The following is a 23,389-nucleotide window of genomic DNA, read 5'->3' as shown; positions in this document are numbered from 1 at the left end:
TGCGCATTGAAAACCCCGCTTCGGCGGGGTTTTTTTTCATCAGTGAGTCCCCCATGACCCCTCGTCGCACCATCGCCATCGTCGGTTACGGCACCGCTGGCCAGGCCCTGTCGATCCTGCTTTCACGTGACCATCACCAGGTGCACGTGTTCGAGCGCGCGGCGCGGCCCGGTCCGGTCGGGGCCGGCTTCCTGCTCCAGCCGACCGGGCTGGAGGTGCTCTGGCAGATGGGGCTGCTGCCCGCGGTGATGCAGCACGGTGCCCCCGTGCGCCGCTTGCACGGCCAAACCCCGTGCGGGCGCACGGTGATGGACATGCGCTATGCCGACTTGAATCCAGCGCTGCACGGCGTGGGCATGCAGCGCGGTGCGCTGTTCTCGCTGCTGGCCGCTGCGTGGGAGCAGCCGGGCAATCTGCAGCCCGCTACGTCCATCGTCGAGGTGGACACCGCGCAGGGGCGCGTGCGTGACGCACAGGGGCGCTGGCATGGCCCCTATGATCTGGTGATCGCCGCCGATGGCGCGGCCTCGTCGCTGCGTGCGCAGGTGCAGGGCACATCGCTTGACCGCGAATACCCGTGGGGAGCGCTGTGGTGCCTGCTGCCGCGCGGCGATTGGCCGCACATCGATGAGCTGCGCCAACGCTATGTGGCGGCGCGCAAGATGATCGGGCTGCTGCCGGTGGGCACGCGACCCGGCAACGATGAGCCGCAGTTGAGCTTCTTCTGGAGCCTGCCACGCGACCGGTTCGCCCAGTGGGAGCGTGACGGCATGGCGCGCTGGCTGGATGAGATCGCCACATTGTGGCCGCAGGCGCACGCGCGGTTGGCGGGCGTGTGTGAACCCACACAGTTGGCTCGCGCCGGGTATCGCGACGCGGTGCTCGCGCGCTGGCACCGCGAGCGGCTGGTGCTGGTGGGGGACGCCGCCCACGCGATGAGCCCCCAGCTGGGGCAGGGCGTGAACATGGCGCTGATGGATGCACTGGCGTTGCGCGATGCACTGCGCGCGCACGCTGATCGCGACAATGCGCTGCAGGCCTACCAGGCACAGCGCCGCGCGCATGTAGCGATCTACCAGTACTGGAGCCGCTGGCTGACGCCGTTGTTCCAGTCCGAACGGGATGGCCTGGCGCGCGCCCGCGATGTGCTGTTCCAGCCGATGGGCCGCATCCCGGGCGGGCGTGGACACATGCTCCGCGTCCTCAGTGGAACGCAGTGCGGCTGGCTCGGCAGACTGCCGTTGTCGCCCGCGTTCATGCAGGCGATGCACGGGCTGCAGGACACGCGCGAGCGCGACGGCATCTGCTGATAACCCCGCGTAGCAGCCCATCGCAGCGGATGTGAAGGCGTGAATAACATCCATTGACGGTGGACTCACCGCCCACGTGGGACAACACTCAGGCAAACGCAGCGTGCATGTGGTTCATCCATGCACGACCTGCTGCTTCCACGGACGCGCTGTCCGATGCCTGATCGCTTGGAGCCCCGCGACTGCGGGGGGGTTGGGTGGGGCTGCGTTTGCGACCTACGGTCCGGTGGACCGATCGCAACCCAAGGAGATTGAAATGCTGTTCTCGGCCGAAACTCTGGAAAGTGAAATCCGCAAACTGCGCGGACTGCTGCAGATGCTGCATGAGGATCAGCCGGACGTGATGGAAGACGTGTTCGAGTTCCATGTCACCAGCCTCATCACGCACGCTGCGCCGGAACACCACCCGCGCATCCGCAGCGCTGCCCATGAGATGTTGACCGCGATCCAGCGGCAACCCGTGCGGCCCAATCCGAATGCACCGGATATCCGGTTGATGCCCAGCCTGTTGGCCTCCGCTGCCTGATGCAGGCAAGGTAACTGCGTCACCGACGTCGCGCGCTGTCCGGATCAGCGCGCCGGCAACGCGATGGCCTGGTCCTCGACGCAGGCCACCAGCCTTTCGCCCGAGGCCAGTACCGGTGCGATGCCGGCAGTGAAGCCCGAGAACGCTGGCAGTATCGTCATTCCTTCGCGCATCCAGAACGCTGGCCAACGCCGCTGCATGCCCGGCAAGCGGGCCAGCGGATGCAGGTGACCACACAGCACATGCAGCCCTGGCTGCGGCTGCGGTGCATGACGCAGCAGGAACGGTCCTTCCTGGATACGCTCGCCCAGCAGTTCGATGCCCAGGTCGGCCTTGGGCAGCACACGGTCATGATTGCCTTCCAGTGCGCCGATCCACAGCTGTGGATGCTGCTCGCGCCATCCCTGCCACTGGCGGTACCACGCAGCGCGGTGCGCAGCGCCATGCAGCACATCGCCGAGTATCCACAGATGGCGGATGGCGCGCTGCTGCACCACCGCGCCCAGACGCTGCAGGTCATCGGAGGTGCCGCCACTGGGCAGGCCGATGCCCGAACGCCGGAACAGATCGGCTTTGCCCAGGTGAAGATCGGCGATCAGCAGTGCATCGCGCGCCGGCCAGTACAGCGCACGCGCACCGAGCAGATGGACGCTTTCGCCGGCGAGGGTGATCGGCAGTTCAGGCGCCATGGCGCTTCTCCAGTTGCTGTGCGGCGCGCAGGACGCGGGTCTTCCAGTCTTCGTTGCTGAGCTGGCCGCGCAAGCGTTCTGCCCAGAGCGGGAAAGACAACGGTCCCAGGCTGGTCGGATGCTGCACGCTCAGTGTTCGGGCCTGGCAGCTCGACAGAGCGCGGGCCAGGCTTCCCAGATCGAGTTGATCGTGCAGCACTTCGTGTTCGGCCAACGTCAGCAGGATGTGATCCGGATCGTGCTGGCGCAGCACGTCGTACAGCAGCCCGCTGGAGGCCTGCAGCTGGCGCAGGCTGCGCGGCGTGCGGCCGGGCAGTGCCGGTACGAGCATGCCTGACACCCGCGCGATATCGCGGAACTGGCGCCGCGCCAGTTCGCCCAGGTTGAGGCTCTCGCGCAGATCGGTGAGCAGTCCCTCCGGTGCCAGCAGGGTGCGCACGCTCGCCGCATCGAGTTCGACCGGGCGCGCCGGTGCGAGCACGAATCCATAGTCGTTGGCCGCGTAGCCGAAGGTATTGCTGTGCTGTCGCGTCCAGCGCAATGCCATCAGCGCGGCCAGCCCTTCATTGACCTGGCGACCGGCGAAGGGATACACGAACACGAACTGGCCATCGCGACGCCGCACGTGTTCCACCAGCAGCAGCTCCGGACCGGGGAGGACGGACAGGCGCGTCTGCAGCGCGAGCAGCGGCGCCAGCCAGCGCATCTCCGGGCTGTCGGCAGGGCGGGCCAGCACCGTTTCCATTTCATGGCCCAGCGCGTCGGACAGTGGCAGCCGGCCGCCCTGCCAGCGCGGCACCACGCCATCGCCGCCCCGGGCCAGGCGCACATACGCGGTCAGGTTCTCCAGCCGCACCAGTTCCAGCAGGCGCCCGGCGAACTGGAAGCGATCACCGGGGCGCAGCCGGCTGAGGAACTGCTCCTCCACCGCACCCAGCCTGCCGCCGCGCAGGAACTGCACCATGACACTGCCATCGCTGGTGATGGTGCCGATCGACAGCCGGTGCCGCAGCGCGACGCGACGGTCGTGCACGCGGTAGATGCCATCGTCATCGCGCACCACCTTGTGGAAGTCCGGGTACTGCGACAGCGCGCGGCCGCCCTGCACGATGAACTCGAGTACGCCCTCCCAGTGCGTGCTGTCCAGCCCGGCGAACGCGTGCGTGCGCCGCACCTGCTCCAGCAGCGCGTCCGGATCGAAGCCGCCGCCCAACGCGCAGCTCACCGCGTGTTGCGCCAACACATCCAGCGACAATCGCAGCGGCCGGCGGGCTTCGATGTGCCCCTGGGCCAGCGCGCGACGCGCGGCGGCATACTCCACCAGCTCCAGCGCGTGCGAGGGCACGCACACGATGTGCCCGGATTCGCCGGGGCGATGCCTGGCGCGCCCGGCACGCTGCAGCAGCCGCGCGATGCCCTTGGGGCTGCCGATCTGCAGCACCTGGTCGACACTGGGGAAATCGACGCCGAGATCCAGGCTGGAGGTGGCGACCACGCAGCGCAGGCGGCCTTCGCGCAGGCCCTGCTCGGCGGCGCGGCGCAACGCCGGGTCCAGTGAGCCATGATGCAGTGCGAGGGTATCCGGGTCTTCCGGCCACACTGCCGCCAGTGCCTGGTGCCAGAGTTCGGCATGGGCGCGGGTGTTGGTGAACAACAGGCTGGTGCGCACCGTGAGCAGCTTCTCCAGCACGCGCTGCAGCTGCGACAAGCCCAGGTGGCCGGCCCAGGGAAAACGCTCGCCCTGCGCGGGCAGCAGTGTTTCCACGCTGACCGGACGGGGGCGTGCGCCGGCCACCAGCGGCGCGTCGGGCACGTCGCGCAACAGTACCTCGCGCGCCTCCTCCAGATTGCCCAGCGTGGCCGACAGCCCCCATACCTGCAGGGCGGGCAGGGCGTCGCGCAGGCGGCGCAGATTCAACTGCAACAGTACGCCGCGCTTGTTGCCCAGCAGTTCATGCCACTCATCCACGACCACGCAGCGCAGGTGCTGCAGGCGGGCCATCGTGTCGGGGTAGCTGAGCAGCAGGGCCAGTGATTCGGGCGTGGTCACCAGCACATCCAGCCGACCCTCGCGCGCCAGTCGCTTGTCGCGCGCGCTGGCATCGCCGGTGCGCAGGCCGACCTGCCAGTCCAGCCCGAGGGCATCCAAAGGCTCGCGCAGCGCGCGCGCGGTATCGGCGGCCAACGCCCGCAGCGGGGTGATCCACAGCACCTGCAGGACCGGCACCGGTGTCTTGGCACGGCCACGCGTGGTGCGTGGTGGCGGATCGTGCAGCGCCTGCAGCAGCGGCCCGCCGAACATCGCCAGCGTCTTGCCGCTACCGGTGGGTGTGTGCAGCAGGCCCGAGTCGCCCGCCAGGTAATGCTTCCACATCGCTTTCTGGAACGGCAGCGGCGCCCAGCCCCGGCTGGCGAACCACGCTGTCAGGCGGGCCATGGCCTCCCGTCGCGTCACCGCGCCAGTGCCTGCAGCTGGGCCAGCGTGTCCGCTTCGCTGGCCGGTTTGTCATGCCGCCAGCGCAGGATCCGCGGAAAGCGCACGGCGATGCCGGACTTGTGGCGCTTGCTGCGGTTCACCGCCTCGAAGCCGAGCTCGAACACCTGCTCGCCACGAACGCTGCGGACCGGCCCGAAGCGCTCGATCGTGTTCGCGCGGATCCAGCGGTCCAGCGCGAGGATTTCCTTGTCATCCAGGCCCGAGTACGCCTTGGCTACCGGCACCAGCGTCTGGCCATCCCACACGCCGAAGGTGTAATCAGTGTACAGCGTACTGCGGCGGCCATGGCCGGACTGGGCATAGATCATCACCGCATCGATGGTCAGCGGCGCGATCTTCCACTTCCACCAGTCGCCGCGCCGGCGCCCGGCCTGGTAAACCGACTCGGCGCGCTTGAGCATCAGCCCTTCCACGCCACGCTCGCGGGCCAGGTCGCGCTGCAGTGCCGCCGCGTGCCAGTCCGCCACGCTGAGCGCCGGTGACAGCCGCAGGCGCGGGTCGTCCAGCGTGGCCAGTACCTCGGCCAGGCGCGCCCGCCGTTGCGAGAGGGGCAGGGCGCGCAGGTCTTCACCGCCCAGCTCGAGCAGATCGTAGGCAAGCACGCGCACCGGCGTATCGCGCAGTGTCTTCGGGCCGGGCTTGAGTCGCTGGATGCGGGTCTGCAGGGCGGTGAAGGGCAGCGGCAGATCGTCGCCGTCCGCCCAGGCCAGCAGCTCGCCATCGATCACGCAGCCATCGGGCAACGCCATCGCTGCCGCCTCGATCTCGGGGAAGCGACCGTCCAGCCGCTCCTCGCCACGCGACCACAGCGCGACCTCACCCTGGCGGCGCAGCACCTGCAGGCGGATGCCATCCCACTTCCATTCCAGCAGCCAGTCGTCGATCGGGCCCAGCGTGTCGACCCCCGCCTCCAACGGCGATGCCAGGAAGAACGGGTAGGGCTGCTGGCGATCCTCGGGGCGCTCTTCGGGGGACAACAAGGCAGCCAGCAGGCCCGGCGCGGGCACCCAGCTGCCGAGCATGCGCTGGGCAATGCGTGCGATGTCGATGCCCGACCATTCGGCCAGCGCCTGCTGCACCAGCCGCTGTGACACGCCCACCCGCAGCGCGCCGGTCAGCAGCTTGTTGAACACCAGCCGCTCATCGAAGGCGAGCTGTTGCCACGCCCCGGTGACGGCGGCATGACGCACCGGCTCGGGCTGATTGGCCACCGGCAGCAGCTTCTGCTCGATCCAGTCGGCCAGCCCGATATCCGCGCCGGCCTGCGCCGGATCATTCATGAGCAGGGTCAGCGTCTCGGCCAGATCGCCAACCTGGTCATAGCTGTCGTCGACCAGCCAGGCGGGCGTATCGGACAACTCGGCCACCCACGCACGCAGCTCGGCGTTGCCGGCGATCTTCTGGCGCGCGCTGGTGACCTTGCCGCCGGCCAGCAGGAACAGGGCCCATGCGGCGTCGTGCGCAGGGGCCTGCTGGAAGTAGCGCACCAGCGCGGCGCGTTTGTCGCCGGTCGCGGTGCTGCGGTCCAGCTCGCTGTAGAGCGCGGCAAAGCGTTTCATTCTTCGTCCCCGTAGCCGGTGGCGAAGGCCTCGGCGGCGACGCCACGCTCGCGCAGGAAGCGGATCAGCGCGTCGGTGTTGCCGTGGGTGGCGATGACGCGGCGCGCACCGGTCTCGGCGATGGTGCGCAGCAGGTCAGGCCAATCGGCGTGATCGGAGACGACGAAACCGCGATCGTAATTGCGCCGGCGACGGTTGCCGCGCACGCGCATCCATCCGGAGGCAAAGCCCAGCTGCGCGCGCTTGAAACGGCGCATCCACGCGCTGCCCGCCGCCGAGGGCGGCGCCAGGATCAACTTGCCGGCGAACGCCGCCCCGCGTTCCTGCTCGCTGACCGGTTCGGTGGCCAGCATCGGGATTCCCGCCTCGCGATAGACCGCCACGCCGGTGGCGATCGCCCCATGCAGCAACGCCGGTTGGGTTTCCAGCGGCAGCAGTTCGGCGAGGATCCGCTGCGCCTTGCCGAGTGCGTAGCACAGCAGCACGGCTGCCTCGCCACGCGCTTCGCACTCCCGCCGCCAGGCCACGATGTCCGCGGCGACCTGTGCGGTGTCCGGCCAGCGATACACTGGCAGGCCGAAGGTTGCTTCGGTGATGAAGGTATCGCACGGCACCACCTCGAACGGCGCGCAGCTCGGATCGTGCTGGCGCTTGTAGTCGCCCGAGGCCACCCACACCCGGCCCGCATGCGCGATCCGCACCTGCGCCGAGCCGAGCACATGCCCGGCCGAGTGCAGGGAGACCTCGGTGTCGCCAAGGGTGAAGCGTTCACCATAGGCGTGCGCGGTGCAGTCCACATCGCCCAGCCGCCAACGCAGGATCGGCAGGGTCTGCGTGGTGCAGTGATAGTGACCCATGCCGTTGCGCGCATGGTCGCCGTGGCCATGCGTGATCACCGCGCGCGGCACCGGCCGCCACGGGTCGATATGGAAGTCACCGGCCGGGCAGTACAGCCCCTCCGGGCGCAGCACCACCAGGTCGTCGTTGTCGGCATTGGCGTTCATGCCTGCACTGTGCCGCCGCGCTCGTGCAGGAGGTGAGAATCCGCATGAACGGCGGCCTGCACGGGGATGCGGCAGAATCGGTGCATCTGTCTGCAAGGAGGTCGCCCTGATGACGTCTGCCTGGCCCGCGTTCGAGACGCACGAGGTGAGCAACCAGCCGCCACCCTTCGGAGGCCGGAACCTCTGGGCCGACGACAGTGCACTGGCCGATGCCGTCCAGCGCGAGGGAGGTGGCATTTTCGTGAGCCCGCTGGCGCGCTACGGCGGCCTCGCCGGCGATGCGCTGTACCGGCTCGGCTTCGATGCCAACCGCGACCGCCCGCGTCTGCGCACGCACGACGCGCAGGGCCATCGCATCGATACCGTCGAGTTCCATCCGGCGTACCACGAGTTGATGAGCACGGCCAAGACGCATGGCGTGGCGGGGCTGTCCTGGCACGACGGCCGCCCCGGCGCGCATGTCGCGCGCGCTGCCTTGAGCTACCTGCATCACCAGGCCGAGGCGGGCACCAGCTGTCCGTTGACGATGACCCATGCGGCGGTCGCGGTGCTGCGCCAGGCGCCGGCGCTCGCCGAATGGGCGGACAAGGCGGCGGCACCGCACTACGACCCGCGTGACGTCCCGATTGCCGACAAGGCCGGGATCACCCTGGGCATGGGCATGACCGAGAAGCAGGGCGGTTCTGATGTGCGCAGCAACACCACGCGCGCCGAGCCGCAGGCCGATGGCAGCCATGCGCTGATCGGGCACAAGTGGTTCTTCTCCGCGCCGATGTCCGATGGCTTCCTGGTGCTCGCGCAGGCACCGGGTGGGCTGAGCTGTTTCCTGATGCCGCGGCGCCTGGCCGACGGCAACCGCAACGCGTTCCGTCTGATGCGCCTGAAGGACAAGCTTGGCGACTGGTCCAACGCCTCCAGCGAGGTGGAACTGTGCGGGGCCTGGGCGCAGCGCGTGGGCGAGGAAGGGCGTGGGGTGGCCACCATCATCGGCATGGTGATGATGACGCGGCTGGACTGCATGCTTGGTGCCGCGGCGGAGATGCGCATGGCACTGGCGCAGGCACTGCACCACACCCGGCACCGCAGCAGTTTCGGCACGCGGTTGAGCGAGCATCCGCTGATGGCCAATGTGCTGGCCGACCTGGCGATCGAATCCGAAGCGGCCACCGTGTTCGCCATGCGCGTGGCGCGTGCGGTCGACCAGGCCGGAGGCGATCCGCAGCAGGCGGCCTTCGCGCGCATCGCCACGGCGGTGGGCAAGTACTGGGTGTGCAAGCGGGCTGCCGTGTTCGTCAACGAAGCGCAGGAATGCCTGGGCGGCGCGGGCTATGTGGAGGAGTCGATGCTGCCGCGGTTGTACCGGCAGGCGCCATTGAATTCGATCTGGGAAGGCAGCGGCAACATCCAGTGCCTGGACGTGCTGCGTGCGCTGTCGCGCGAGCCGCAGGTACTGCAGGCGCTGCAGGTTGAGCTGGACGCGGTGGCCGGGACCGATGCCCTCTATGACGCCGCGTTGCGGGCACTGCGGGCGCAGTTGGCGGTGCCACCAGAGCAGGCGCAGGCACGCCGGGTCACCGAGCGCCTGGCGCTGTTGTTGCAGGCCGCGGTGCTGCTGCGTGCGCAGAGCCCGAACGCGTCCGCCTTCATCCGCTCACGGCTGGGGGCCGAGCATGGGATGGCCTTCGGCACGCTGCCGGCCGATGTGGACTTCGCGGCCGTGCTGGGCCGCGCTCTGCCGTAAGCGGCCGCCAATGAAAACGCCCCCTCCGGAGAGGGGGCGTTGGTCACCACGCTGTGGCGGTGCGTAACGCCGACTCAGCGCTTGGCTTCGTTGGCGTTCTTCTTGGCATCATCGGCCACGTCGCGCGCCTTGTCGGCGACCTTCTGCGCGGCATCGGCGGTGGAATCGCTCGCGTGGGCCGCGGCATCCTTGGCCGCGACCTTGGCTTCGCCGGCGGCTTCGGAGGTGGCGGCGGCAGCTCGGTCGAGTGCCTGCTGGGTATCGGCGGCAGCGCGCTCGGAGGCGGCGGCGGCATCGTCGGCGGCACTGCGGGTCGCCGCAGCGGCCTTGTCGACTGCTTCGCGGGCGGCAGCGTTGGTGCTGTCGGCGGCCTGGGCGGCATCACGGCGCGCCTGTTCGGCTTCCGGGCCCTTGCAGGCGGCCAGGCCGAGCAGCAGGGAAGCGGCCAGCAGGGAGGTGGTCAGCGGACGGATCTTCATGTGGCGCTCCAGAACGGCGATGGATGGGAGGCCAGCCTATTCATGCGCCTGTGAAGAACCGGTGGGTGGCGGCCCGGCCACCAAAACGCGCCCAAAGAAAAAGCCGCTGGCGAACCAGCGGCTTCTTCAGACTTGCTTGAAGAAAGAAGTGATTACTTCTTGGCTTCTTCAGCAGCGTCCTTGGCCTGCTCAGCGGTGTTTTCCGCAGTCTTGGCAGCGTCCTTGGCCTGCTCAGCAGCAGCGTCGGTGGCAGCGCCAGCAGCCTGGGCAGCGGCATCAGCCGAAGCGTCAGCAGCGGTGGTGGCGGTGTCAGCAGCAGCCTGGGCAGCGTCAGCAGCCGGGGCGCCAGCAGCAGCGGCCTGGTCAGCAGCGGCCTGGGCGTCAGCGGCGGCTTCGTTGGCCGAAGCGGCGGCGTCAGCAGCCTGCTCCTGCTTCGAGCAGGCGGTCAGAGCCAGGCCCAGGGCCATTGCGATCAGCAGCTTGTTGATGCTCATTGTTGTGAATCCTCGTCGTTAGATTAGGCAACGCGCTATTGCGCGCCCGGCAACATGATGACAAGCCACGATTGGCTGTCAAGCGATCGCGCATTCAGTTTTGAGAAATGCGCGTTAAACCAAATCAAATCAATTCGATAGCGATGGCGGTCGCTTCGCCGCCGCCGATGCACAGGGTAGCAATTCCGCGCTTGGCCCCACGCGTGCGCAATGCGTTCACCAGCGTGACCACCAAGCGTGCGCCCGAGGCACCGATGGGATGGCCCAATGCGCAGGCCCCGCCATTGACATTGACCTTGTCGTGCGGGATGCCCAGCTCGCGGATCGGCGCCATCGCAACTACGGCGAAGGCTTCGTTGATCTCGAACAGGTCCACCTGGTCCAGCGTCCAGCCGGTCTTGTCCATCAGCTTCTGGATCGCACCGATCGGCGCGGTGGTGAACCACTCCGGCGCCTGCGAGTGGGTGGCGTGGCCGACGATGCGCGCCAGCGGCTGCAGGCCGCGGGCGGCGGCATCGTCCTCGGAGAGCAGCACCACGGCAGCGGCGCCGTCGGAGATGCTCGAGGAGCTGGCGGCGGTCACCGTGCCGTCTTTCTTGAAGGCCGGGCGCAGGGTCGGAATCTTGGCGATGTCCGAGCGGCCGGGCTGCTCGTCCTGCGCGTACTCGACCTCGCCCTTGCGGGTGCTGACCTTGACCGCGACGATTTCGCCATCGAAGGCGCCGTTGGCCTGCGCGGCCTGCGCGCGGCGGACCGATTCAATCGCGAAGGCATCCTGGTCCTCGCGGCTGACCTGGTACTTCTCCACGGTGCATTCGGCGAACTCGCCCATGGCCTTGCCGTCGTACGCATTGACCAGGCCGTCGTGGGCCATATGATCCACGGCCTGGAAGTTGCCGAAGCGGTTGCCGGTGCGCGAGTTGGGGATCATGTGCGGGGCGTTGGACATCGATTCCATGCCGCCGGCGACCACGATGCTGGCCGAGCCGGCCTTGATCAGGTCATGCCCCAGCATGATGGCCTTCATGCCCGAACCGCACACCTTGTTCAGGGTGGTGGCGCCGGTGGACACCGGAATCCCGGCGGCGATCGCGGCCTGGCGGGCCGGCGCCTGGCCGAGGTTGGCCGGCAGCACGCAGCCCATGATCACTTCGGAAACATCCGCGGCCGGTACTCCGGACTGCTCCAGGGCCGCAGCGATCACGGTGGAGCCCAGGGTCGGGGAGGGCACGCCGTTGAACTGGCCCAGGAAGGAGCCGATGGCGGTGCGCTTGGCGGCGGCGATGACGATGTTGGACATGTGCAATCTCTTTGGTGCGTGAGCTAAGAGCGGAATGGGAACGCGGGCGTTGGAAGCCGACGCATTTCCCGGCAGACTGCGTGGGGGTCGGCCCAGTATAGAGGGTCGGCATTGACTGCCGGTGTCTGCCCGGGGGGGCAGGCAGGTGGGGAAGGTCCATTCACTAGGGGAACAGGGATGAAGCAGGTTGTGATCGGCAGGTCGGCCTTGGCCGCGGCATTGGCATTGGCACTGAGTGCCTGCGGAGGTGGGGGCAGCAATGTCCGGGGGGATCTGGAGCCGTCGCCGCCCCCGACCACGCCCCCGTCGCCGCCGCCAACGACGCCCCCCACAACGCCGCCGGTAACGCCACCGGTAACGCCTCCGCCTCCGGCCGTCGATGCACACCTGACGGTGATCAATGCGCGCGATGCGCAGTTCACCGGCAAGGGCATCCGCATCGGCGTTGTCGATTCCGGCGTGAGCCGCACCAATCCGGCGGTGTCCGGGCGGGTGGTGTCCAGCCGCGCCTACATCGATCCGCTGGTCAACAATCTCAACATCGATGACGTGGTCGGCCATGGCACGACGGTGGCCTCGCTGGCGGCGGGACGCGCGTTCGGCGCCTGGCCGGGCGGCGTCGCGCCGGAGGCGCTGATCGTCTCGGCCCGGATCATCGCCGACAAGCGGCCTGCCGACGATGGCACGGGCAATGGCAACGAAGTGACCGGCGCGCTCGGTCTGGCCGGCGTCCACCAGGATCTGATCACCGACGGTGTGCGGATCATGAACAATTCGTGGGGCGGGCTGTATTGGACCAACACGGCCGCCACCGCACCCATCGCCGCGGAGTATCGCCCGTTCATCGTCGGCCACAACGGTCTGGTGGTGTTCGCGACCGGCAACGAGAGCCGCGCCAATCCGTCCAGCATGGCCGCGCTGCCCAGCCAGCCGGGCCCGGGCAATACCCGGCCGGCGGCGGATCTGGAGCGCGGGTGGCTTGCGGTGACCGCCGTGGACACCAACAAGCCCGATACCCTCGCGTCCTACGCCAATGCCTGTGGTGTGGCAGCCAATTACTGCCTGGCCGCGCCGGGCACGGCCGTCTTCCTCGATCCCAAGAACCCTGGCGGTCCGTTGCTGTACGGGTCTGGCACCTCTTACGCGGCGCCGCTGGTCTCCGGGGCCGCCGCGCTGGTCTGGGAAGCTTTCCCGACGTTGACCACGGACCAGGTCCGGCAGGTATTGCTGGGCACCGCGACCGATCTGGGCGCGGTCGGTACCGATGCGGTCTTCGGGCATGGCCTGCTCAACGTGGGTCGCGCCGTGCGCGGGCCGGGTCGGCTGGACTGGGGCGACTTCCATGCGGCGCTCGGCACCGCCTACACCGTCTGGTGGGGAGGCCTGTCGGGCGCGGGCGGGGTGGTCGTTGACGGCGGTGGCAACGTGGTCGACGGGATCGATGATCCGGGCATGACGCTCGGCGGGGAAAACCGCAATGCCGGGCAACTGCGCATCACCGGCGGCGCGACCGTAGCCATCAACGACCTGTATCAATCCGACATCGTGGTGGACGCCGACTCCTATCTTTACGCCTGGGATGTGATCACCAACGGGACGATCACCAACAACGGCGTCATGCAGATCAACTCCAACGCGAACCCGCGGATCGCCACGCAGTACAACGGCGATCTGTACAACAACGGCATCCTGTTCAACCGCGACCACGCCAACAGCACCCTCAACGGCAACTTCATCCAGAGCGCGACGGGTGAGTTCTGGATGTTGCTGGGCACCGATCCGCTCCACATCGGCGGCCGGGCGACGCTGGATGGCGGACTGTTCGTCTATGGGTTGGCGGAGGGCTACGTCGCACGGCGGGAGCATGAGGTGCTGGTGGCCGACGGGGGCGTCAACGGACAGTTTTCCTCGCTGGGCTTCAATGCGGCCACGTTGCCACTGCTGCAGGCGACCGTGCACTACGACCCCAACCGCGTGTATCTGGACGTGGAGCCTACGTCGGTCACCACTGCTGCGGCGGCCCGCACATCCGATGTCGGCACACTGGCCTCGGCCGCACGTGTGGAAGCGGCGTTCCAGGCGCTCGATGCGCGCCTGCAGCCGTCGGCACCCTCGACCGCGATCGTGCTGGATCCCGACCTGACTGCAGCGGCGGGGGCGATCCAACAGACGCCCACCGACCAGGCGTTGAGCCAGACGCTGGACAGCTTGTCCGGCAAGGCGCACGGGCTGGCCGCTGCGATGACGTTCGATGCGATCGACATGAACCGTCGCGGTCTGTCGGCGCGTCTGGATGCAGCGATGGCCACGCCCCGTCTGCGCGGCGCATGGCACAGCGCGCTGGGCGAGGCGGGGCAGGGCAGCTTCGCCGGCACGGGGGCGCAGACCCAAGGCTGGATGATGGGTCAGGATCTGGCCCTGGGCAGCAGCGGCATGATGGGCGTCGCCTTCGGCGAGACGCGCAGCAACAGCAGTCGTGACTGGGGCGGTGACCGTGGCCGCGATCGTCAGTCGCAGGCGCAGGTATATGCCGGCTGGAATGTCGGCAACGGCTATGCCATCGGCCAGGTCGGGGTCGGTCAGTTCACCCGCAACATCGACCGGCAACTGCTGCTGGGCGCTGGGCAGTACGGCGTCAACGCGCGTTACGGCGGCCACTTCAGCACCGCCAGCATGGAGTCCGGCTACCGCTTCGGCTCGGCGGTGGCGGGGCTGACGCCCTACCTGGGCGCGGAATACGCCCGCGTGGACAGCGACAGCTTCAGCGAGGACGGCGGCTTTGGCTTCGGCCTGCGCGCCGAAGGCAACGTTGCCAGCCGCAGCCAGGCGCTGGCCGGCCTGCGGGCGGAGACGCGCTGGGGCAGCTGGTCGCTGCGCGGTTACGCCGAGTGGCAGCAACTGCTGTCCAGCACCGGGCTGGATCCGCAGGCGAGCTTCGTCGGCGTGGAGGCCTGGGCACCGTTGGCAGGCCTGCAGCCGGCGCGCTCGGGCGGCTTGTTCGGGCTCTCGGTGGAGTCGTGGCTGAGCCGCAGCAGTCGCCTGGCGTTCGGCTATGACCAGCGCTTCGGCCCGCGCGGCGATCTGCGCCAGGTGCAGCTGCGCTACTCGGCCGGGTTCTGACGGCCGGTCTCACTGCGACGTGTATGAAAAAAGAGGGCGCGATCGATGATCGCGCCCTCTTCGTTTTTCACGCCGGCTCAGTTTCCGCGCAGCGTGCCCCGCCGCGGCGTGCTGCGCCCCAGCGGCATTTTCAGCTTGCCGATGGAGAGGATGCGCGACTCGGCGATCTGGTCGGCGGCGCGCTGCGGGGCGATGCCCTCGCTCTGCGACAGCGCGAAGATGCGGCCGAGGTTGTGGTAGATGCTGCGGATCAGGCGCATCGCGCGCTCACGGTTGTAGCCGTCGATCTCCAGCGAAACGTTCATCACGCCACCGGCGTTGACCGCGTAATCCGGTGCATAGAGGATGCCGCGGGCATGCAGTTCATCACCCACTTCCAGGCTGGAGAGCTGGTTGTTGGCCGTGCCGCAGACGATCCTGCACTTCAGGCGCGGCAACGTGTCCGGATTGATCGCGCCTTCGAGCGCGCACGGCGCGAAGATGTCGGCGTTGACGTCGTAGATGTCCTCCGGCTTGACCGCTTCGGCACCGTACTCGGTGACGGCGCGATCCACGCGCGCGCTGTCCAGGTCGCTGACGTACAACTTGGCACCACGGTCGCGCAGCAGCTTCACCAGTTCCATGCCGATGTGCCCCAGGCCCTGCACCGCGATGCTGGCCTTGCCCACTTCCTCATGGCCCAGCTTGTGCTGCATCGCCGCCATCAGCGCCTGCAGCGCGCCATAGGCGGTGAACGGGGCCGGGTCGCCGGAGCCGCCATGTACCTGGTGCACGCCGGTGACGTACTCGCTTTCCAGGTAGATGTTCTCCATGTCGTTGACATCGGTGCCCACGTCCTCGGCGGTGATGTAGCGGCCGCCCAGCGAATCGACATAGCGGCCGAACGCGCGGAACAGCACTTCGCTCTTGTCCCGCTTCGGATCGCCGATGATCACCGCCTTACCGCCGCCCACGTTGAGCCCGGCCAGGGCGTTCTTGTAGGTCATGGTGCGGCTCAGGCGCAGCGCATCGGCCAGGGCCTCGTCGGTGCTGGCGTAGGGACGCATGCGCACGCCGCCCAGGGCCGGGCCCAGGGTGGTGTTGTGGATGGCGATGATCGCCCTCAGACCGGCATCGCGGCTGTGGCAGAACACCACTTGTTCGTGACCGGTGGTTTCGAGGGTTTCAAATAACATGGTGGCTCCGATGGTGCGAACGGTGGCGAACAGCGGCGAACGCGCCAGCAAAAGGTGGGTTGTAAAACAAAAAAAGCGACGTCGTCGGGTCTCGGACGGGTCGCGCGGCGCCATTCTAGTCCATTCCGATGGAGGGTGCTGTCAGGGGATCTCCCTTCGCGCCGTCATTAAAGTTGCTGAAGCGCAGGCCGATGCCGTGGCAACGGTGTGGATGGCCGGTCATCGCAGGAAGGATCACGTGGGCGCAGTCGCAACAGGGCAGGTGCGGGACCCGGTGCATCCGGGGCGATGGGCATGAGCGTCGCGATCTGGGTGGGGGCTGCGGTGCTGGTGCTGCTGGGTGGGGTCGCGCTGCTCCGCCAGCGGCGTGTCGCGCCGGTACCCGCGACGGGGCGCGCAGCCGCCACGCAGGCGTGCGAAGCGTTGCCCGCAGGCAGCGTTCCGCCAGGCACCGACCCCGTGGCGGTGCTGCAGGCCGGGCTGCACACGCTGGCGCTGGTGCCCCGCAGTGGCGATGCTGCCGATGCAGCGGCCCCGCACGCGCTTGAGCTGCGCGATGCGGTCACCGCCTCGCTGCTGGCGCGGGACTGGTCGGCCCGCCACCTGCCTCGCCGCCCACAACTGCTGCCGCAGCTGATCCAGACCGTCAACGACAGCGATGCCTCGGCGCGCGCGATGGCCGGGATCATCAGCCAGGACCCGGTGCTGACCGGCAACCTGCTGCGCATCGCCAACAGCCCGGTCTACCGGGTACAGACACGGCCGGTGGAAACGCTGCAGCGGGCCGTCACCCTGGTAGGGACCGATGGCATCCGCCAGATCATCAGCGCGGTGCTGGTGCAGCCGGTGATGCAGCTGCAGTGCGATGCCTTTCCGCAGTTCAGCGCGGTGATCTGGGAGCACGCGCTGCTGGCATCGCGCGCCGCCGCTGATCACGCACGCACGGTGACCCATGAAGATGGCTTCGCCGCGCAGTGGCTTGGTCTGACCCAGGGCCTGGGGGCGGCGCTGGTGATGCGGCACCTGCTCGATGCCTGCGCCGAGCAGGGCGTGGCGGTGCCGCCGCGCGCGCTGGCGGCCGAACTGCTGGACAGCTGGACCCTGCCGGTGGCCAGCCGGATCGCCGCCGCGTGGGAGCTGCCCAAGGCCGTGCACGATGCCTTGATCCGCCAGAGCGGCAGTGGGCTGGCGGCCAGCCTGCGCCTGGCGCGCGCGGCGGCCGCGGCCAGCCTGCTGTGCCGCCACGGCCAGATCGGCCAGGCCCAGGCGCTGGCCCTGCTGGAACAGCTGGACGACACGCCGCCGCACGCGCTGCAGTGGATCTGGCGGCGGGTCCACGGCCGGGCGGTGGAGACCGTGGACAGTGACGAGGCCGAGTACGACGTGGCCCGGGCGGGCTGAGCTAGAGCTGAGATTCCAGTGGCAGCCAGCTGATCGCTCGCGCGCTGGCGCGCAGCCAGAAACCGGCGTCCGGTTCGCGGTACAGCCAGTGCGGCGGCTGTGCATCGCGTTCCAGCCAGCGCACGTCGCCCTCCGGGCCCAGGGCCACCCAGTAACTCTGGCTCGGGCTGGCCAGGCGCAGATACTCCTGGCGCAGTTGCGCGGCAAGCACTGGATCGTTGAACAACACGCCCATCTCGGTGTTGAGGTACGCCGAGCGCGGATCCAGGTTGAACGAGCCGACGAAGCCACGCTGGTCATCGATCATGAACGCCTTGGTGTGCAGGCTGGCCCCGCTGCTGCCGAACAGGCCACCGCCATCCACGTTGCCGCGTGATTTGAGCTCGTACAGCTGCACGCCACTGCGCAGCAGCGGCGCACGGTAGTGCATGTAGCCGCTGTGCACGGCGGCCACGTCGTTGGCCGCCAGCGAGTTGGTGATCACCCCGACCTGGGCACCGCGCGCGACCATCGCGCCCAGCCCTTCGGTGCCGTCCTCGCCCGGGACGAAATAGGGCGAGATCAACAGCGCCTTGTGCCGCGTGCTTTCCAGTTCCTCCACCAGCCGCGTCACCAGCCAGCCGGCCTGGTCGTCGCGGCGGTGCTTCATCGGCGGGTCCGAGGCGATCTCCACCTTGCCGCTCCAGTGCAGGTCCAGTGCATCGCGGTAGTACGAGCGCTGCGCCTGCGAGCGCGCGACCCTCTCCAGGTAGGGCCTGGCACTGTCCAGGCGCGCTTCGTGCTCGCTTTCGCGGATCAGCAGGCGCAGCTGCGGTTCGGTGTAGAACGCCAGCGCGCGGATCGGCACGGCGGTGTCGCTGTTCCAGTAGTCGTCGAAAATGGTGTTGGCCTGCTTTACCGCTTCGCCGGCGACGAGCAGGTCCAGGTCGCGGAAGTTCACGTCCTGCCGCGCGCTGAAATATTCCTCGCCGATGTTGCGGCCACCGACGATCGCCACGCGCCCGTCGGCGATCCACGACTTGTTGTGCATGCGGTGGTTGACGCTGAAAACGCGCTGGACCATCTCGACCAGCCGCCACAGCCCGCTGCGGTTGCGGAACGGGTTGTACAGGCGGATCTCGATGTTGGGGTGCGCATCGAGCGCCATCATCAGCGCGTCCTTGTCCTGGGCATTCATGTCATCGAGCAGGATGCGCACCCGCACGCCGCGCTCGGCGGCGCGGTACAGCTCGTTGGCCATCAGGTGGCCGATCAGGTCGTCCTGCCAGATGTAGTACTGCAGGTCCAGGCTGCGCCCGGCGTGCTGGGTGATCACCGCGCGCGCGGCGTAGGCATCGAGCCCATCGGAGAGGAAGGCCACGCCGGTCTGGCCGGGATGCTCGGCCTGCAGGCGGACCAGCTCGCGATCGATCGCGGTCTGGTCGGCCTGCGTGGGCAGCACCGTGGAGCGCTCGCCGAGCGCCTGCGGGGTGAGGTGATCGGCCAGCAGCAGGCCACTGAGCACCAGCAGCACCAGCAAGGCCACGATGATCCCCAGCCAGCGCAGCAGCCGGCGCCAGAACGGTCGTTTCTCGGTCATGCCCCGATCGTAAGCGGCAGGGGCGTGCAGGGCGAGTGCCGGGACGGTCTAGAAACGCTCGTCCGGCGCCAGGTAACGCCACTGGCCCGGGACCAGCTTGCCCATCGCCACGCGGCCAATGCGCAGGCGGCGGATACTGACGACCTCCAGCCCGACCTGGCGGCACATGTCGCGCAGCTGGCCCGGATGCACCGGCTTGATCGCAAAGCGCAGGCGCGTTTCGTTCTGCCAGCTCACCTTGCACGGCGGCAGCGGCCAGTTGCGGAAGCTCAGGCCATGCGCGAGCCGCTTCATGCCGTAAGGCGCCAGCTCGCCACTCACTTCCACCAGGTACTCCTGCTCCAGCGTCGCGCCGCGGTCCTTCAGGTGCGAGATCACGCGCCCGTCCTGGCTGACCACGACCAGGCCGCTTTCGTCATCGGACAGCGGCATCACCAGTTGCAGGGCGTGGAAATGCCGCTGCAGCAGGGTCACCCCGGTGGCGTCGAGCTCACTGCGGCTTTCCGGTGTCACCAGCGCGCACAGTTCGTCCGAACGCATGCCGGCCGGCTTGTGCAGCAGCATGCTCACGGTCTCGGTGCGGGTTGCCTCGGCGTTCTCGCGCAGCACGATCACTTCGTCGGTGACCAGGGTCTGCGGCTGCTCGACCACCTGGCCGTTGACGGTCACCCAGCCGCCCTCGATATAGCGCTGGGCGTCGCCACGGGAGCAGCCGATCAGGCTGGTCAGGCGTTTGTCGAGTCGGATCGGGTCGGTCATCGGGCAGGCAACATAAAACGGGAAGCGGGCGGGGAGTGTACTGGCTTGGGCCCGGCGCTGCGCGATGACGGCGGCCGTGGCTCAGGCCGCGGTGCGTTCCAGGTGGGTCAGGTACAGGCGCAGATCGAACTCCAGCTGGTGGTAATCCGCTTCCATGTGGGTACACAGCTGGTAGAACGCCTTGTTGTGGTCCGATTCCTTCAGGTGGGCCAGCTCGTGCACCACGATCATCTTCAGGAACGGCGCCGGCGCCTCGCGGAACACCGTGGCGATGCGGATCTCCCGGCTGGCCTTGAGCTTGCTGCCCTGTACCCGTGAGACGGTGGTGTGGGTGCCCAGGGCATGCTTGAGCACCTGCAGCCTGCTGTCGTAGATCACCTTGGACAACGGCGCGGACTGGCGCAGATAGCGCTCTTTCAGGCCTTGGGTGTAGTCGTAGAGCTGGCGGTCGTTGCGCACGGTGTGCAGCTGCGCATAGCGGCGCTCCAGCCACGGCCCCAGCCGGTCGCCCGCGATCAGCTCGCGCACCTGCTGCTGCAGGGCGTCGGGATAGCCGGCGAGGTACTTCAGGGCGGTCATGCGGGCGGTTGGGGCGGGGCGGGCAGACCAGTATGATGGCCCCCGGAATCCCGCAACAACAGATGCTAGGCGTATGGCGAAGGCAAATCCCCTCCAGGAGCAGCTGCTCAAGGCTGGGCTGGTCAAGAAATCCCAGGTCTCCCAGGCCGCCCGTGAACAGGTGAAAGCCCGCCACGGCAAGGCCCCGGTCGCGCCCAGCGAAAGCCAGCGCGAGGCCGAGCGCCTGCGTGCGGAAAAAGCCGAGCGTGATCGTGCGCTGGAAGCCGAGCGCAAGGCCAGGGCGCACGCGCAGGAGCTGCAGGCCCAGGTCCGCCAGATCATCGAGGCGCACAAGGTCAAGCGTGAGGGCGAGAGCGAATACCGCTTCAACGACGGCACCGTGATCCGTACCCTGCTGGTCAACAACGTGCTGCGCCGGCAACTGGCCTCGGGCAGCCTGGTGATCGCCCGCCACGGCGAGGGCTTCGAACTGCTGCCCCGCGCGGCGGCCGAGAAGGTCCGTGAGCGCGATGCGAGCGTGATCGTGCTCGACAACAGCCAGCCCGCCGGCAGCGAGCCGAGCACCGGCAACGCCGAGGATGATGCGTACTACGCCCAGTTCCAGGTGCCCGACGACCTGGTCTGGTAAGCGCTGCCTGAAGCGTTCACCCGGCGCAGTCCGCGTTCAGCCCCACGTCGGCTGGCCGCGTCGGGCCGGGTCTATGCTGGTGTCCTGACACCGGCATGGGAGACACATCATGGCGACAGGTTGGGCAGGCGACGGCGCCGTCCAGGATCAGATCGACGCCACCGTCGATGACGCCATCCAGCGGGCCCGCGCACAGCTGCGCGACGGCCCCGGGCTGACCCACTGCGAACACTGCGAGGCGCCCATTCCCGAGGCGCGGCGCAAGGCCGTGCCCGGTGTGCGCCTGTGCGTGCGCTGCCAGGAAGAAGAAGACGCCGCCCAGCACGAAGGCAGCGGCTACAACCGCCGCGGCAGCAAGGACAGCCAGCTTCGGTAGGTGCCGACCGTTGGTCGGCACGCAACAACCCATACCGACCAGCGGTCGGTATCTACAAGCGGCCTGGCACGCGCCCTCAACCGTCCCCCTGGATTCCGCCCGGTGCCTGTGACGGATCCCGCCAGCGACGCACGGTGCGCTGGAAGAACATGTTGTTGGGCATCTGCAGCACCGTGCCTTCGTGGCCGCTGCCGGTTTCCTGCAGCGTGGTGTAGATCAGGTTGATGTCGATCACCCGGCCCTTGAGCCCGGGCTTCTCACCGTTCTCCAGCAGCTCGATGTAATCGTGCAGGCGGAACGGGCGCGTGGTGAAGATCAGCAGCGTGCAGAAAATGTTGGACAACACGCTCCAGGCGGCGAAGAACGCCACCGCGCCCACCGCAGCGAAGCCGGTGAACGCCGTCCACAGTACCGTCGCCGAGACGCCCACGATGTTGAGCACGATCAGCAGTACCGTGAAATACACCACGAAGGTGAACACCCGGCGCGCGCCCATGATCATTTCCGGCGGCAGTGTGTAGTGGTCGCCGACCCGGCGGATCAGGCGCCGGGCGACCAGCCGCAGCAGCCAGGCCACCAGCAGCGTCACCAGGATCTGCAGGGCAGGGACCCCGTAGTGCAGCCATTCGTGGGTCCAGGCGGGCAGATGGTCTTTCATGGGGGCGGAATTCCTTTGCAGCGATAGTGCCGATCCCACCATGGTAATGCCGATGCGCGTCACCGCATCGTGGTATCGGCTTACTGCAGCGGCCTGCCGTACACATCCAATGCAGCAATCATCGCCGAGGCGCACAGCGGCGCGTTCTGCGCGTATTGCACACACACATCGGGTGCTGCGGGCGCCAACGACAGCTGTATCTGCAGCGGGCTCCACGGCAGCGTGCAGCTGGTGGCCAGCGAGAGCAGCACGGCCAGGCAACTGGAAGACATGGGGATACTCCTTGGCGAGCGCCGGTAGTGACATGGGATTGGATGCCGCTGCCACCGGAAAGGTTTAAAGGCCGCGCAGAAAAAGAAATCCAGCGGCGGCTTAAACCTTTTCCGTGCCCCCCGCATCCAACGGATATGCTCGACACGACCATGTCCCCTTCCAGCGCCCCGACCGAGGCCGACGCCGCCGATGACCACGCCCTGGTGCGTGCCGCGGCGGCTGGTGACGTCACCGCGTACGAGCGCATCTACCGGCGGCATTCGCCGCGCGTGTACGCCGTACTGTGGCGGCTGTGCGGCGGCCACGCGGCCCGCGCCGAGGATGCCCTGCAGGAGGCCTTCCTGCAGGCATGGCGCGCCCTGCCGGGGTTCCGCTTCGAAAGCAGCCTGGGCACCTGGCTGCACCGCCTGGGCGTGAACGCGGCATTGATGGAACTGCGCGCCAACGCCACCGGCGATGCGCGCGATGCCGGCGAGGAGGGCTGGGAGTCGCTGGCGACGCTGCCGGCCCAGGACCGCTGCGCCGGTACCTCCATGGACCTGGAGCGCGCGCTGGAAACACTGCCGCCCCGTGCCCGGGCAGTGCTGGTCCTGCACGACATAGAAGGCTGGAAACACCAGGAAATCGCCGACCAGCTGCAGATGGCGGTCGGCAGTTCCAAAGCACAGTTGCACCGTGCGCGTGGCCTGCTGCGCGCGCGCCTAGGAGAAACCGCATGAACCCCCATGATTCCGATGACAACGCACTGAGCGCACGGCTGCGCGCCCTGCCGGCCGAGCGTCTCCCGCCGGCACGGGTGTGGCAGGGCATTGCCGCACAGTTGCCGGCGCAGACCCCGGCCCCGACCCCGACCCCGGCGGCTGCCGTGGCAACGCTGTCGACACGCCGCCGGCGGGAGCGCTGGCCGCTGCGCATCGGGCTCGGCCTGGCCGCCGCGCTGGCGCTGCTGATGGTGGTGCCGACGCCGGTCCCGCATACGCCGGCGCCCTCGTTGCTGCAGCGCCAGGCCGACGCCATGGCCGGTGAATACCAGCAGGCCATCGCCGCCTTGCCCAGTGACGGTGTCACCGAGGAGTGGCGCCCGGCCCTGCACGAACTCGATGCCAGTGCGGTCAACATCCGCGCCGCCATCGCTGAAAACCCCCGCTCGGGCTATCTGCTCGGGCAACTGCAGCGCACCTACGCGCTGCGCCTGCAACTCACCCAGCAGGCGGTGTTCTCCGCCGGCCTGCCCACCTGAAG

Annotated in this window: 22 protein-coding genes; 9 read left to right on the top strand and 13 right to left on the bottom strand. The window is 68.5% G+C overall.

Annotation, left to right across the window (positions count from 1 at the left end; translation table 11 throughout):
• The first annotated feature begins 53 nt into the window (after window positions 1-53).
• Window positions 54-1,310, top strand: coding sequence for an FAD-dependent oxidoreductase (locus tag PV764_RS05800; RefSeq protein WP_421116294.1), 1,257 nt, complete (start codon window positions 54-56; stop codon window positions 1,308-1,310).
• Window positions 1,311-1,566: 256 nt separating this feature from the next.
• Window positions 1,567-1,836 carry a hypothetical protein gene (locus tag PV764_RS05795; protein ID WP_019183437.1) on the top strand — a complete coding sequence of 90 codons (270 nt, stop codon included), beginning with the start codon at window positions 1,567-1,569 and terminating at the stop codon, window positions 1,834-1,836.
• A 44-nt stretch (window positions 1,837-1,880) separates the two neighbouring features.
• Here the strand turns inward: PV764_RS05795 and pdeM are convergent, their stop codons facing one another.
• Genes pdeM through PV764_RS05775 form a run of 4 tightly spaced genes read right to left on the bottom strand, consistent with a single transcriptional unit; the run spans window position 1,881 to window position 7,585 of the window.
• Window positions 1,881-2,525: a ligase-associated DNA damage response endonuclease PdeM gene (gene pdeM, locus PV764_RS05790; RefSeq protein ID WP_019183436.1), complete on the bottom strand. Its 645-nt coding sequence runs from the start codon at window positions 2,523-2,525 to the stop codon at window positions 1,881-1,883.
• Window positions 2,515-4,962: a ligase-associated DNA damage response DEXH box helicase gene (locus PV764_RS05785; RefSeq protein WP_284128903.1), complete on the bottom strand. Its 2,448-nt coding sequence runs from the start codon at window positions 4,960-4,962 to the stop codon at window positions 2,515-2,517. The genes pdeM and PV764_RS05785 overlap by 11 nt, the downstream gene beginning before the upstream one ends.
• 14 nt (window positions 4,963-4,976) lie before the next feature.
• Window positions 4,977-6,581 (bottom strand): ATP-dependent DNA ligase, encoded by a 1,605-nt coding sequence (locus PV764_RS05780; RefSeq protein ID WP_421116293.1) that lies wholly within the window; start codon window positions 6,579-6,581, stop codon window positions 4,977-4,979.
• Window positions 6,578-7,585 carry a ligase-associated DNA damage response exonuclease gene (locus PV764_RS05775; RefSeq protein ID WP_421116292.1) on the bottom strand — a complete coding sequence of 336 codons (1,008 nt, stop codon included), beginning with the start codon at window positions 7,583-7,585 and terminating at the stop codon, window positions 6,578-6,580. Before PV764_RS05775 ends, PV764_RS05780 begins: the two co-directional genes overlap by 4 nt.
• Window positions 7,586-7,694: 109 nt before the next feature.
• On the opposite strand from PV764_RS05775, the gene PV764_RS05770 reads away from it, so the two are divergent.
• Window positions 7,695-9,326: an isovaleryl-CoA dehydrogenase gene (locus tag PV764_RS05770; RefSeq protein ID WP_421116291.1), complete on the top strand. Its 1,632-nt coding sequence runs from the start codon at window positions 7,695-7,697 to the stop codon at window positions 9,324-9,326.
• Window positions 9,327-9,400: 74 nt separating this feature from the next.
• Here the strand turns inward: PV764_RS05770 and PV764_RS05765 are convergent, their stop codons facing one another.
• From PV764_RS05765 to PV764_RS05755, 3 genes are all read right to left on the bottom strand, one after another.
• Window positions 9,401-9,805: a hypothetical protein gene (locus PV764_RS05765; RefSeq protein ID WP_070425654.1), complete on the bottom strand. Its 405-nt coding sequence runs from the start codon at window positions 9,803-9,805 to the stop codon at window positions 9,401-9,403.
• A gap of 152 nt (window positions 9,806-9,957) precedes the next feature.
• Entirely contained in the window at window positions 9,958-10,299 is a 342-nt protein-coding gene (locus tag PV764_RS05760) for a hypothetical protein (protein ID WP_019183430.1), read from the bottom strand.
• A gap of 124 nt (window positions 10,300-10,423) precedes the next feature.
• Complete coding sequence (locus PV764_RS05755) at window positions 10,424-11,599, bottom strand: thiolase family protein (protein ID WP_019183429.1); 1,176 nt, start codon at window positions 11,597-11,599, stop codon at window positions 10,424-10,426.
• Window positions 11,600-11,776: 177 nt separating this feature from the next.
• Here PV764_RS05755 and PV764_RS05750 point away from each other — a divergent pair, with 177 nt between their 5' ends.
• Window positions 11,777-14,719, top strand: a complete 2,943-nt coding sequence (locus PV764_RS05750; RefSeq protein ID WP_284128905.1) for an autotransporter serine protease — start codon at window positions 11,777-11,779, stop codon at window positions 14,717-14,719.
• Between the two features lie 77 nt (window positions 14,720-14,796).
• On the opposite strand, the gene PV764_RS05745 is transcribed toward PV764_RS05750, so the two are convergent.
• Window positions 14,797-15,894 (bottom strand): Glu/Leu/Phe/Val dehydrogenase dimerization domain-containing protein, encoded by a 1,098-nt coding sequence (locus PV764_RS05745; RefSeq protein WP_026069816.1) that lies wholly within the window; start codon window positions 15,892-15,894, stop codon window positions 14,797-14,799.
• A gap of 288 nt (window positions 15,895-16,182) precedes the next feature.
• Between PV764_RS05745 and PV764_RS05740 the strand changes: the two genes are divergently transcribed.
• Entirely contained in the window at window positions 16,183-17,295 is a 1,113-nt protein-coding gene (locus PV764_RS05740) for an HDOD domain-containing protein (protein WP_019183426.1), read from the top strand.
• Window position 17,296: 1 nt separating this feature from the next.
• Here PV764_RS05740 and PV764_RS05735 read toward each other — a convergent pair whose 3' ends face one another.
• The 3 genes from PV764_RS05735 to PV764_RS05725 all read right to left on the bottom strand — a co-directional run bounded on the left by PV764_RS05735 (window position 17,297) and on the right by PV764_RS05725 (window position 20,212).
• Entirely contained in the window at window positions 17,297-18,874 is a 1,578-nt protein-coding gene (locus PV764_RS05735; protein WP_019183425.1) for a phospholipase D family protein, read from the bottom strand.
• 48 nt (window positions 18,875-18,922) lie between these two features.
• On the bottom strand, window positions 18,923-19,633 hold the full coding sequence (locus PV764_RS05730) for an rRNA pseudouridine synthase (protein ID WP_019183424.1): 711 nt from the start codon (window positions 19,631-19,633) through the stop codon (window positions 18,923-18,925).
• 81 nt (window positions 19,634-19,714) lie between these two features.
• Window positions 19,715-20,212, bottom strand: coding sequence for a M48 family metallopeptidase (locus tag PV764_RS05725; RefSeq protein WP_019183423.1), 498 nt, complete (start codon window positions 20,210-20,212; stop codon window positions 19,715-19,717).
• 73 nt (window positions 20,213-20,285) lie between these two features.
• On the opposite strand from PV764_RS05725, the gene PV764_RS05720 reads away from it, so the two are divergent.
• Window positions 20,286-20,840, top strand: a complete 555-nt coding sequence (locus tag PV764_RS05720; RefSeq protein ID WP_019183422.1) for a DUF2058 domain-containing protein — start codon at window positions 20,286-20,288, stop codon at window positions 20,838-20,840.
• Between the two features lie 109 nt (window positions 20,841-20,949).
• The gene (locus PV764_RS05715) at window positions 20,950-21,216 is read left to right on the top strand and encodes a DksA/TraR family C4-type zinc finger protein (protein WP_019183421.1); all 267 of its coding nucleotides are present in this window, start codon (window positions 20,950-20,952) and stop codon (window positions 21,214-21,216) included.
• Window positions 21,217-21,292: 76 nt separating this feature from the next.
• Here the strand turns inward: PV764_RS05715 and PV764_RS05710 are convergent, their stop codons facing one another.
• Together PV764_RS05710 and PV764_RS05705 are read right to left on the bottom strand one after the other, a co-directional pair.
• Window positions 21,293-21,874, bottom strand: coding sequence for a mechanosensitive ion channel family protein (locus PV764_RS05710; protein WP_019183420.1), 582 nt, complete (start codon window positions 21,872-21,874; stop codon window positions 21,293-21,295).
• A gap of 80 nt (window positions 21,875-21,954) precedes the next feature.
• A complete protein-coding gene (locus PV764_RS05705; RefSeq protein ID WP_019183419.1) occupies window positions 21,955-22,146 on the bottom strand; it encodes a hypothetical protein in 192 nt (63 codons plus the stop codon).
• A 135-nt stretch (window positions 22,147-22,281) separates the two neighbouring features.
• Between PV764_RS05705 and PV764_RS05700 the strand changes: the two genes are divergently transcribed.
• On the top strand, window positions 22,282-22,866 hold the full coding sequence (locus PV764_RS05700) for an RNA polymerase sigma factor (protein WP_019183418.1): 585 nt from the start codon (window positions 22,282-22,284) through the stop codon (window positions 22,864-22,866).
• Complete coding sequence (locus PV764_RS05695; RefSeq protein ID WP_019183417.1) at window positions 22,863-23,387, top strand: hypothetical protein; 525 nt, start codon at window positions 22,863-22,865, stop codon at window positions 23,385-23,387. The genes PV764_RS05700 and PV764_RS05695 overlap by 4 nt, the downstream gene beginning before the upstream one ends.
• Window positions 23,388-23,389: the final 2 nt, after the last annotated feature.

Source organism: Stenotrophomonas sp. AS1 (assembly GCF_048957655.1).
Classification (GTDB): domain Bacteria; phylum Pseudomonadota; class Gammaproteobacteria; order Xanthomonadales; family Xanthomonadaceae; genus Stenotrophomonas; species Stenotrophomonas bentonitica_A.
Note: the sequence above shows the minus strand (reverse complement) of the source record. Positions and strands in the feature narration are given on the sequence as shown.

Excerpts from the sequence above, each read along its gene's own strand:
- PV764_RS05740 (WP_019183426.1), top strand. The coding sequence starts at position 16,183 with ATGGGCATGAGCGTCGCGATCTGGGTGGGGGCTGCGGTGCTGGTGCTG.
- PV764_RS05775 (WP_421116292.1), bottom strand. The coding sequence starts at position 7,585 with ATGAACGCCAATGCCGACAACGACGACCTGGTGGTGCTGCGCCCGGAG.
- PV764_RS05720 (WP_019183422.1), top strand. The coding sequence starts at position 20,286 with ATGGCGAAGGCAAATCCCCTCCAGGAGCAGCTGCTCAAGGCTGGGCTG.
- PV764_RS05730 (WP_019183424.1), bottom strand. The coding sequence starts at position 19,633 with ATGACCGACCCGATCCGACTCGACAAACGCCTGACCAGCCTGATCGGC.
- PV764_RS05795 (WP_019183437.1), top strand. The coding sequence starts at position 1,567 with ATGCTGTTCTCGGCCGAAACTCTGGAAAGTGAAATCCGCAAACTGCGC.
- PV764_RS05765 (WP_070425654.1), bottom strand. The coding sequence starts at position 9,805 with ATGAAGATCCGTCCGCTGACCACCTCCCTGCTGGCCGCTTCCCTGCTG.
- PV764_RS05750 (WP_284128905.1), top strand. The coding sequence starts at position 11,777 with ATGAAGCAGGTTGTGATCGGCAGGTCGGCCTTGGCCGCGGCATTGGCA.
- PV764_RS05705 (WP_019183419.1), bottom strand. The coding sequence starts at position 22,146 with ATGTCTTCCAGTTGCCTGGCCGTGCTGCTCTCGCTGGCCACCAGCTGC.
- PV764_RS05755 (WP_019183429.1), bottom strand. The coding sequence starts at position 11,599 with ATGTCCAACATCGTCATCGCCGCCGCCAAGCGCACCGCCATCGGCTCC.
- PV764_RS05710 (WP_019183420.1), bottom strand. The coding sequence starts at position 21,874 with ATGAAAGACCATCTGCCCGCCTGGACCCACGAATGGCTGCACTACGGG.
- PV764_RS05700 (WP_019183418.1), top strand. The coding sequence starts at position 22,282 with ATGCTCGACACGACCATGTCCCCTTCCAGCGCCCCGACCGAGGCCGAC.
- PV764_RS05785 (WP_284128903.1), bottom strand. The coding sequence starts at position 4,962 with ATGGCCCGCCTGACAGCGTGGTTCGCCAGCCGGGGCTGGGCGCCGCTG.
- PV764_RS05745 (WP_026069816.1), bottom strand. The coding sequence starts at position 15,894 with ATGTTATTTGAAACCCTCGAAACCACCGGTCACGAACAAGTGGTGTTC.
- PV764_RS05770 (WP_421116291.1), top strand. The coding sequence starts at position 7,695 with ATGACGTCTGCCTGGCCCGCGTTCGAGACGCACGAGGTGAGCAACCAG.
- PV764_RS05780 (WP_421116293.1), bottom strand. The coding sequence starts at position 6,581 with ATGAAACGCTTTGCCGCGCTCTACAGCGAGCTGGACCGCAGCACCGCG.
- PV764_RS05725 (WP_019183423.1), bottom strand. The coding sequence starts at position 20,212 with ATGACCGCCCTGAAGTACCTCGCCGGCTATCCCGACGCCCTGCAGCAG.
- PV764_RS05760 (WP_019183430.1), bottom strand. The coding sequence starts at position 10,299 with ATGAGCATCAACAAGCTGCTGATCGCAATGGCCCTGGGCCTGGCTCTG.
- PV764_RS05715 (WP_019183421.1), top strand. The coding sequence starts at position 20,950 with ATGGCGACAGGTTGGGCAGGCGACGGCGCCGTCCAGGATCAGATCGAC.
- PV764_RS05735 (WP_019183425.1), bottom strand. The coding sequence starts at position 18,874 with ATGACCGAGAAACGACCGTTCTGGCGCCGGCTGCTGCGCTGGCTGGGG.
- PV764_RS05695 (WP_019183417.1), top strand. The coding sequence starts at position 22,863 with ATGAACCCCCATGATTCCGATGACAACGCACTGAGCGCACGGCTGCGC.
- PV764_RS05800 (WP_421116294.1), top strand. The coding sequence starts at position 54 with ATGACCCCTCGTCGCACCATCGCCATCGTCGGTTACGGCACCGCTGGC.
- pdeM (WP_019183436.1), bottom strand. The coding sequence starts at position 2,525 with ATGGCGCCTGAACTGCCGATCACCCTCGCCGGCGAAAGCGTCCATCTG.